This window comes from Mesorhizobium sp. M8A.F.Ca.ET.165.01.1.1 (assembly GCF_004792065.1).
Classification (GTDB): Bacteria; Pseudomonadota; Alphaproteobacteria; order Rhizobiales; family Rhizobiaceae; genus Mesorhizobium.
This window is the reverse complement of record NZ_SRTH01000151.1, coordinates 1-333: the sequence shown is the minus strand read 5'-3', so window position 1 is coordinate 333 and position 333 is coordinate 1. Positions and strand designations below refer to the sequence as shown.

Sequence of the window (333 nt, the reverse complement as noted above, 5' to 3'; positions counted from 1 at the left end):
AGGCAATATTGCTGCCCGCCGATTTGACATAATGGGTCGACGGCGACGCCGGCCGGGTGCTTGCGGCAACCGTTCCGGCATTGGCGGCAACACCCCGATCCGTTGCGGTCCGGCGGGCGCGAAGCTCTTCGTAAAGCCTTCTTGTCTCAGCCTCCGGCTGCAGATGCAGGTGGCGATGAAGAGCGTCGCGGCAGAGATCATATTGTTTCAGCGCCAGGTTGATCCGACCCTGGGCCGCATAGGCCCGCATCAGGGTTCGGTGGATATCCTCCCGCAGCGGCTCCCAGACCAGCAGGCGCGCCGCTGCCTGCACGCAGGACGCCAGCCTGTTCG

Annotated in this window: 1 protein-coding gene; it reads right to left on the bottom strand. The window is 64.9% G+C overall.

Annotated features, from left to right (window positions below; translation table 11 throughout):
• Nucleotides 1-313 (bottom strand): bacterial transcriptional activator domain-containing protein (locus EN808_RS35500; protein ID WP_245525209.1); only part of this gene is annotated, 313 nt, incomplete at its 3' end.
• Nucleotides 314-333: the final 20 nt, after the last annotated feature.